Source organism: Clavibacter lycopersici (assembly GCF_003576405.1).
GTDB classification, from domain to species: domain Bacteria; phylum Actinomycetota; class Actinomycetes; order Actinomycetales; family Microbacteriaceae; genus Clavibacter; species Clavibacter lycopersici.
In genome coordinates this window covers 1-5,970 of the sequence record NZ_QWGT01000174.1, presented here as the reverse complement: position 1 = coordinate 5,970, position 5,970 = coordinate 1, and the positions used below count along the sequence as shown (strand labels likewise).

The window sequence follows — 5,970 nt, the reverse complement described above, 5'->3', positions numbered from 1 at the left end:
CGTAGCCCCGGCCGCGCACGGACGGGTGGCTCGCGACGCCGCCGATCCCGGCCAGCCGCACGGGCCGCCCGTCGAGCAGGCCGTCCCGGTGCACGACCACGACCATCGCGGCCACGCCGCCGTCGGGGTCGCGGGCGATCACGATCCCATCGGGATCCGCCCAGGTCATCCGGCTCGCGGGGTCGCCCGGCGGGAGCGCGAAGGCCAGGTCGCTGAGGGCGCCCGTCGCCGCGCGATCGGCGGGGGAGAGGTCGGCGGGGGCGTGCAGCTCGGTGATCACGTCGGTCCTCGGGTTCGCGCGGGCCGCGTCGCCCGCCCTCGCCATTCTCCACAGGGGCGGGTGAACAGCGCGTGAACCCGCCGGTCCCCCGTAGAGGGGACATGCCGGCAGGGCGCATGCTCATCGCCGTGGATCCCTTCATTCTCCTCGTGCTCGTCGTCATCACGGCGCTCGCCTTCGACTTCACCAACGGCTTCCACGACACGGCGAACGCGATGGCCACGTCCATCGCGACCGGCGCGTTGAAGCCCAAGGTCGCCGTCACGCTGTCCGCCGTGCTCAACCTCGTCGGCGCGTTCCTCAGCATCGAGGTCGCGCTCACGGTCACGAACGCGGTCGTGAAGATCCAGGACAAGACGGGAGCCCCCGACCCGGCGCTGCTGCAGGGCGGCGGATCCGCGCTGCTGCTGATCGTGCTCGCCGGCCTCATCGGCGGCATCGTCTGGAACCTGCTCACCTGGCTGCTGGGCCTCCCGTCGAGCTCGTCGCACGCGCTGTTCGGCGGGCTCATCGGATCCACGCTCGCGGGCCTCGGTCTCGACGGCGTGAACTGGGCCGGCGACGGATCCAAGCTCGACGGCGTCGTGGGGAAGGTGATCCTGCCGGCGCTCATGTCGCCGATCCTCGCGGGGGCGGTGGCCGCCGTCGGCACGTGGCTCGTGTTCCGCATCGTCGGCAACCTCGCCGGGCGCGGCCTCGACCGCACCTTCCGCATCGGCCAGATCGGCAGCGCCTCGCTCGTCTCGCTCGCGCACGGCACCAACGACGCGCAGAAGACCATGGGCGTCATCACGCTCGCGCTCATCGCGGCGGGCGGCTGGACCGACACGGAGTCGGTGCCGTTCTGGGTGAAGATCAGCTGCGCGCTCGCCATCTCGCTCGGCACCTACATCGGCGGCTGGCGCATCATCCGCACGGTCGGCAAGGGCCTCGTCGAGATCGACACGCACCAGGGCATGGCGGCCGAGAGCTCGTCGGCCGCGGTCATCCTCGCGTCGAGCCACCTCGGCTTCGCGCTCTCCACCACGCACGTCGCCACCGGCTCGATCCTCGGCTCCGGCGTCGGCCGCCCCGGCGCGCAGGTGCGCTGGCGCGTCGCGCTGCGCATGGTCGTCGCCTGGATCATCACGCTCCCGGCCGCCGCGCTCGTGGGCGCGGTCATGTGGTGGCTCGGCCACCTCATCGGCGGCGCGGCGGGCGGCATCGCCATGACGCTCGTGCTCGTCGCCGTCTCGATCACCGTCTACGTCCGCTCGCGCAAGGACGACGTCGGCGCCCACAACGTCAACGACGAGTGGTCCGACGAGAAGACCGCCCGCCCCGCCACCCAGCCCGCCGACGCCTGAAGGATCCCGCCATGCTGCCCCTCTTCCTCTCCGCCGTCGGCCAGGTCGCCGTCGTCGCCCTCGTGCTCGGCGCGGGCCTGCCCGCCCTCTTCGCGCTCGGGGTGCGGTCCTTCGCGCTCGCCGGCCCCGACACCACGGGCCGCGTCGCCGGATCCGACAGCTCGCGCCGCCTGCCCGCCCCCGTCCTCCAGCTGGCCGGCGCGCTCTGCTACGCCATCGTCGTCCTCGCCGTGGTCGCGGGCCTCACGCTCATCATCGCGACGGGCCTCGGCCAGTCGGTGAGCTTCGAGCACGTCATCCCGACCTTCACCTCGAAGGGCTGATCATGACCGACAGCGCATCCGAGGGCGGCGGGCCCGGCGAGGGCTCGCCCGTCGTCGTCCCCGAGCGTCCCGACCGCGGCATCGTCCAGCGCGTCGTCGGCTGGCTGCGCGCGGGCTACCCGTCCGGCGTGCCGGACCAGGACTACGTGCCGCTGCTCGGGATCCTCCGCCGCAGCCTCACCGCCGAGGAGCTCGAGCAGGTGGTCGACCAGCTCGTCGACGACGCCGTGCAGGCGGACGCGGCGGGCGAGGCGATCGGCCGCAGCCGGCTCCGCGAGCGCGTCGAGGAGCTGCTGCTCGGCCCCGCGATGCCCGAGGACCTCGTGCGCGTCTCGGCGCGGCTGGCCGCGGCGGGCTGGCCGCTCGGATCCCCCGACGACCTGCACGAGCCGGACGCCGCCGACGCGCGCGCGACCGAGCGCACGGGCCTCGTGTCCCGCATCGTCGCCTGGCTGCGCGCGGGCTACCCCGCCGGACTCCCCGAGCAGGACTTCGTCCCGCTGCTCGCGCTGCTGCGTCGCCGCCTCAGCGACGAGGAGGTGCAGGAGGTGAGCGCCCGGCTCGCGTCCGAGGGAGGCCTCCCGGCCAGCCGCGTCGAGGTCGCCGACGCCATCGCGGGCGTCACATCCGAGCTGCCGTCGGACGACGACGTCGAGCGCGTGCGCGCCTACCTCGAGGCGCACGGCTGGCCGGACGGCTTCCGCATCTAGGGACGGGTCGCCGGTCCGCCGCGATCCGGCGCGGGCGGGGATGCGGCGGCGGGCCATCCGGGCCGTCACCGGGGCTGCTGACGACCATCCCCCTCTTCGGTGACGGGGTCGACGCCGGCGCCCCGCCTCGCGCATTGCACTGATCGCCCACGAGTGCAAAGATGCACTCCGTGATGACGAGTGCAACGGGACTCCGCGAGCGACGCCGGGTCGAGACCTCGGCGCGGCTCACGACGCTGGCCCGCCGCCTCACCGCCGAACGCGGGCTCGCCGGGTTCACGGTCGAGGAGGTCTGCGACGCGGCCGGCGTCTCCCGGCGCACGTTCTTCAACTACTTCGCCTCCAAGGAGGACGCGCTCTTCGGGCGCTCCGCCCGGGTCGACACCCAGGACCTCGAGGAGGCGTTCGTCGCGGCCGGCGATCCGCGGGATCCCGCGCTCTCGCCCTCGCTCCTCGACGACCTCGCGGAGCTGTGCCTCGAGCGCTGGGCCCGCCTCGACACCGACGGCACCTCCATGCAGGACATGCACGCGGCCTTCCGACGCGAGCCCGGCCTCCTCGTGCGCGCCCTCGAGGCCGCCATGGACGACGAGGCGAAGGACGTGCTCCTCGTCGAGCGCCGCGAGGGGCTGCCGTCCGGCGATCTCCGCGCGGCCGTCGTCGTCCAGACCATGGGCGCGCTCGGCCGGGCGAGCGCGCGCGAGTTCCTCGCCCCCGACAACGTCGACCCCATCCAGCTCATCCTGCGGCGGCGCCTCGACGCCCTCCGCGAGATCGCGCATCCGACCACCACCACGACCACCCGCAAGCACGAACGGACCCCATGACCGCCACCGCCCCCGCGCCCCTCCTGCTCACGCAGCGGCGCATCTGGATCATCTTCTCGGCCCTCATCGCCGGCATGCTCCTGTCGAGCCTCGACCAGACCATCGTCTCCACCGCGATGCCGACCATCGTCGGCGAGCTCGGCGGCGTCGACCACCAGGTGTGGATCACCACCGCGTACCTGCTCGCCACCACGATCGTCATGCCCATCTACGGCAAGTTCGGCGACGTGCTCGGCCGGCGGAACCTGTTCCTCGCGGCCATCGCGATCTTCACGCTCGCCTCGGTCGGCTGCGCGTTCGCGGGCGACTTCTGGTCGTTCGTCGTGTTCCGCGCGGCGCAGGGCCTCGGCGGCGGCGGGCTCATGATCCTGTCGCAGTCGATCATCGCCGACATCGTGCCCGCCAACCAGCGCGGCAGGTACCTCGGCCCGCTCGGCGGCATCTTCGGCCTCTCGGCCGTCGGCGGCCCCCTCCTCGGCGGCTTCTTCGTCGACCACCTCACCTGGCAGTGGGCGTTCTACATCAACATCCCGATCGGGATCGCGGCCTTCGTCGTGGCGTTCATCACGCTGACGCTGCCGAGCAAGAAGGCGACCAAGCGGATCGACGTGGCGGGCGTCGTGCTGCTCTCGATCGCCACGACCTGCCTCATCTTCTTCACCGACTTCGGCGGCGACAAGGCCTACGGCTGGGGATCGCTCCTCACCTGGGCGTGGGGACTCGGGCTCGTGGTCGCGGCGTCGCTGTTCGTGTTCACGGAGTCGCGGGCGGACGACCCGGTGATCCCGCTGAGCCTGTTCCGCAACCCCGTGTTCGTGAACGCGACCGCCATCGGCCTCGCGCTCGGCATCGGCATGTTCGCGGCGATCGGCTTCGTGCCGACGTTCCTGCAGATGTCCACCGGCACCTCGGCCGCGGTCTCGGGGCTGCTGCTCCTGCCGATGATGGTGGGCCTCATCGGCATGTCGATCACGTCGGGCATCCTCATCAGCCGCACGGGCCGGTACCGGATCTTCCCCATCGTCGGGACGCTCCTCACGATGCTGGCGCTCGTGCTGATGACCTCGCTCACCGCCGAGACGCCCGTGTGGCTGATCTGCGTGTTCCTCTTCGTCTTCGGGCTGGGGCTCGGCCTGATCATGCAGGTGGTGGTGCTCGTGGTGCAGAACGCGGTGCCCGCCGCGCAGATCGGCACGGCGACCAGCACGAACAACTACTTCCGCGAGGTGGGCGCCGCGCTCGGCACGGCCGTGTTCGGCACGCTGTTCACGACGCGCCTCACCGAGAACCTCACGGGCGTGTTCGCCGGCGCCGGCGCATCGCCCGACGCCGCCGCGAGCTCGGCCAGCAGCATCGACCCGCAGACGCTGAACGGTCTGCCCGACGCCGTGCGCGACGGGATCGTCAACGCGTACGCCGACGCGCTGGCGCCCGTGTTCTGGTACCTCGTGCCGTTCATCGCCATCGCGTTCGTGCTCTCGCTCGTGCTCAAGCAGATCCCGCTGTCGGACGTCGCCGGGCTCGTCGCCCGCGGCGAGGCGGTGGGCGGCGAGGAGGCCGAGCGGCTCGAGGCGGAGCAGCGGGCCGGCGGTCGTGCGGGTGCGAGCGCAGCGCAGGCGACCGGCCCGGACGCGGCCGATGACGCGTCGCGGATCGCGGTGCCGTCGAGCGACGCGCGGGACGGCTCCGGCAGCTGACCCGGGCATCCGGCCGGCGCACGAGCCGTTGACACGGCTCGCCCCGGCTGGTCGGATCGCGGGAGGGCCGCCGTCTCCTCGCGGAGGCGGCGGCCCTCCTGCATCCGGCGCCGCCGCTGCGGGCCCCGTCCGTCCCGCGCCATCGGAGGTCGCCGTGAGCGAGCCCATCGTCATCACCCGCACGTTCGCCGCCCCGCGGGAGCGCGTCTTCGACGCGTGGACCACGCCGGCGGACTTCTCCGCCTGGTTCGGCACCGCAGCGGTCGACGTGCCGCTCGACACGCTGCGGATGGACGTGCGGGAGGGCGGCTCGTGGAGCGCGGTCATGCGCCTGCCCGACGGGGACGCGATCCGCTGGGCGGGCGAGTACGTCGAGCTCGACCGGCCGACGCGCGTCGCGATGACCATGACCGACCGGCCCGAGGAGCCCGCGGGCGATCCGCTCACGGTCGACCTCGAGGAGGTCGCCGGCGGCGCGACGCGCATGACCATGACGCAGACGGCGGGCGAGTTCACGCCCGAGCAGCGCGCGATGACGATGCAGGGCTGGGACGCGTTCCTCGACGTGATGGAGGGGCTGGTCGCGCCGACCGCCTAGCGCGTACCGCCGGTCGGCCGGTCGCGCTGCGGCCGCCGCACCACGCCCACCGCGGTGATCCCCGCTGCCGCGAGCGCGAACGCCAGGACGGCGAGGAACGGCAGCTCGTCGGCGGACATGCCGGTGGCCGCGAGCGTCTCGCCGCGGGCGGCGGAGGCGTCGGCGGCGGCGAGCTCGGAAGGCGACCCG

Annotated in this window: 7 protein-coding genes and 1 pseudogene; 6 read left to right on the top strand and 2 right to left on the bottom strand. The window is 73.3% G+C overall.

Annotated elements, in window-relative coordinates; genetic code table 11:
* Nucleotides 1–280: GNAT family N-acetyltransferase (locus tag DZG00_RS11225; RefSeq protein ID WP_158587804.1), on the bottom strand; the 280-nt coding region annotated here is incomplete at its 3' end.
* Between the two features lie 128 nt (nt 281–408).
* Between DZG00_RS11225 and DZG00_RS11220 the strand changes: the two genes are divergently transcribed.
* The 6 genes from DZG00_RS11220 (at nt 409) to DZG00_RS11195 (ending at nt 5,781) form a co-directional block, all read left to right on the top strand.
* Nucleotides 409–1,626 carry an inorganic phosphate transporter gene (locus DZG00_RS11220; protein ID WP_119383048.1) on the top strand — a complete coding sequence of 406 codons (1,218 nt, stop codon included), beginning with the start codon at nt 409–411 and terminating at the stop codon, nt 1,624–1,626.
* An 11-nt stretch (nt 1,627–1,637) separates the two neighbouring features.
* On the top strand, nt 1,638–1,949 hold the full coding sequence (locus tag DZG00_RS11215) for a hypothetical protein (protein WP_119383047.1): 312 nt from the start codon (nt 1,638–1,640) through the stop codon (nt 1,947–1,949).
* A gap of 2 nt (nt 1,950–1,951) precedes the next feature.
* Nucleotides 1,952–2,659: a DUF3349 domain-containing protein gene (locus DZG00_RS11210; protein ID WP_119455630.1), complete on the top strand. Its 708-nt coding sequence runs from the start codon at nt 1,952–1,954 to the stop codon at nt 2,657–2,659.
* A gap of 173 nt (nt 2,660–2,832) precedes the next feature.
* On the top strand, nt 2,833–3,486 hold the full coding sequence (locus DZG00_RS11205) for a TetR/AcrR family transcriptional regulator (protein WP_233549176.1): 654 nt from the start codon (nt 2,833–2,835) through the stop codon (nt 3,484–3,486).
* The gene (locus DZG00_RS11200; protein ID WP_119455629.1) at nt 3,483–5,183 is read left to right on the top strand and encodes an MDR family MFS transporter; all 1,701 of its coding nucleotides are present in this window, start codon (nt 3,483–3,485) and stop codon (nt 5,181–5,183) included. The genes DZG00_RS11205 and DZG00_RS11200 overlap by 4 nt, the downstream gene beginning before the upstream one ends.
* Before the next feature lie 154 nt (nt 5,184–5,337).
* Nucleotides 5,338–5,781 (top strand): SRPBCC family protein, encoded by a 444-nt coding sequence (locus DZG00_RS11195; RefSeq protein ID WP_119383345.1) that lies wholly within the window; start codon nt 5,338–5,340, stop codon nt 5,779–5,781.
* Here DZG00_RS11195 and DZG00_RS11190 read toward each other — a convergent pair.
* Nucleotides 5,778–5,970: pseudogene (locus DZG00_RS11190) on the bottom strand (histidine-type phosphatase); the annotation flags it as partial. The gene DZG00_RS11195 and the pseudogene DZG00_RS11190 sit on opposite strands and share 4 nt — an antisense overlap.

What these genes read in the sequence shown, in the direction of transcription:
- DZG00_RS11215 (WP_119383047.1), top strand. Translation starts at nt 1,638, where the DNA reads ATGCTGCCCCTCTTCCTCTCCGCCGTCGGCCAGGTCGCCGTCGTCGCC.
- DZG00_RS11210 (WP_119455630.1), top strand. Translation starts at nt 1,952, where the DNA reads ATGACCGACAGCGCATCCGAGGGCGGCGGGCCCGGCGAGGGCTCGCCC.
- DZG00_RS11205 (WP_233549176.1), top strand. Translation starts at nt 2,833, where the DNA reads ATGACGAGTGCAACGGGACTCCGCGAGCGACGCCGGGTCGAGACCTCG.
- DZG00_RS11200 (WP_119455629.1), top strand. Translation starts at nt 3,483, where the DNA reads ATGACCGCCACCGCCCCCGCGCCCCTCCTGCTCACGCAGCGGCGCATC.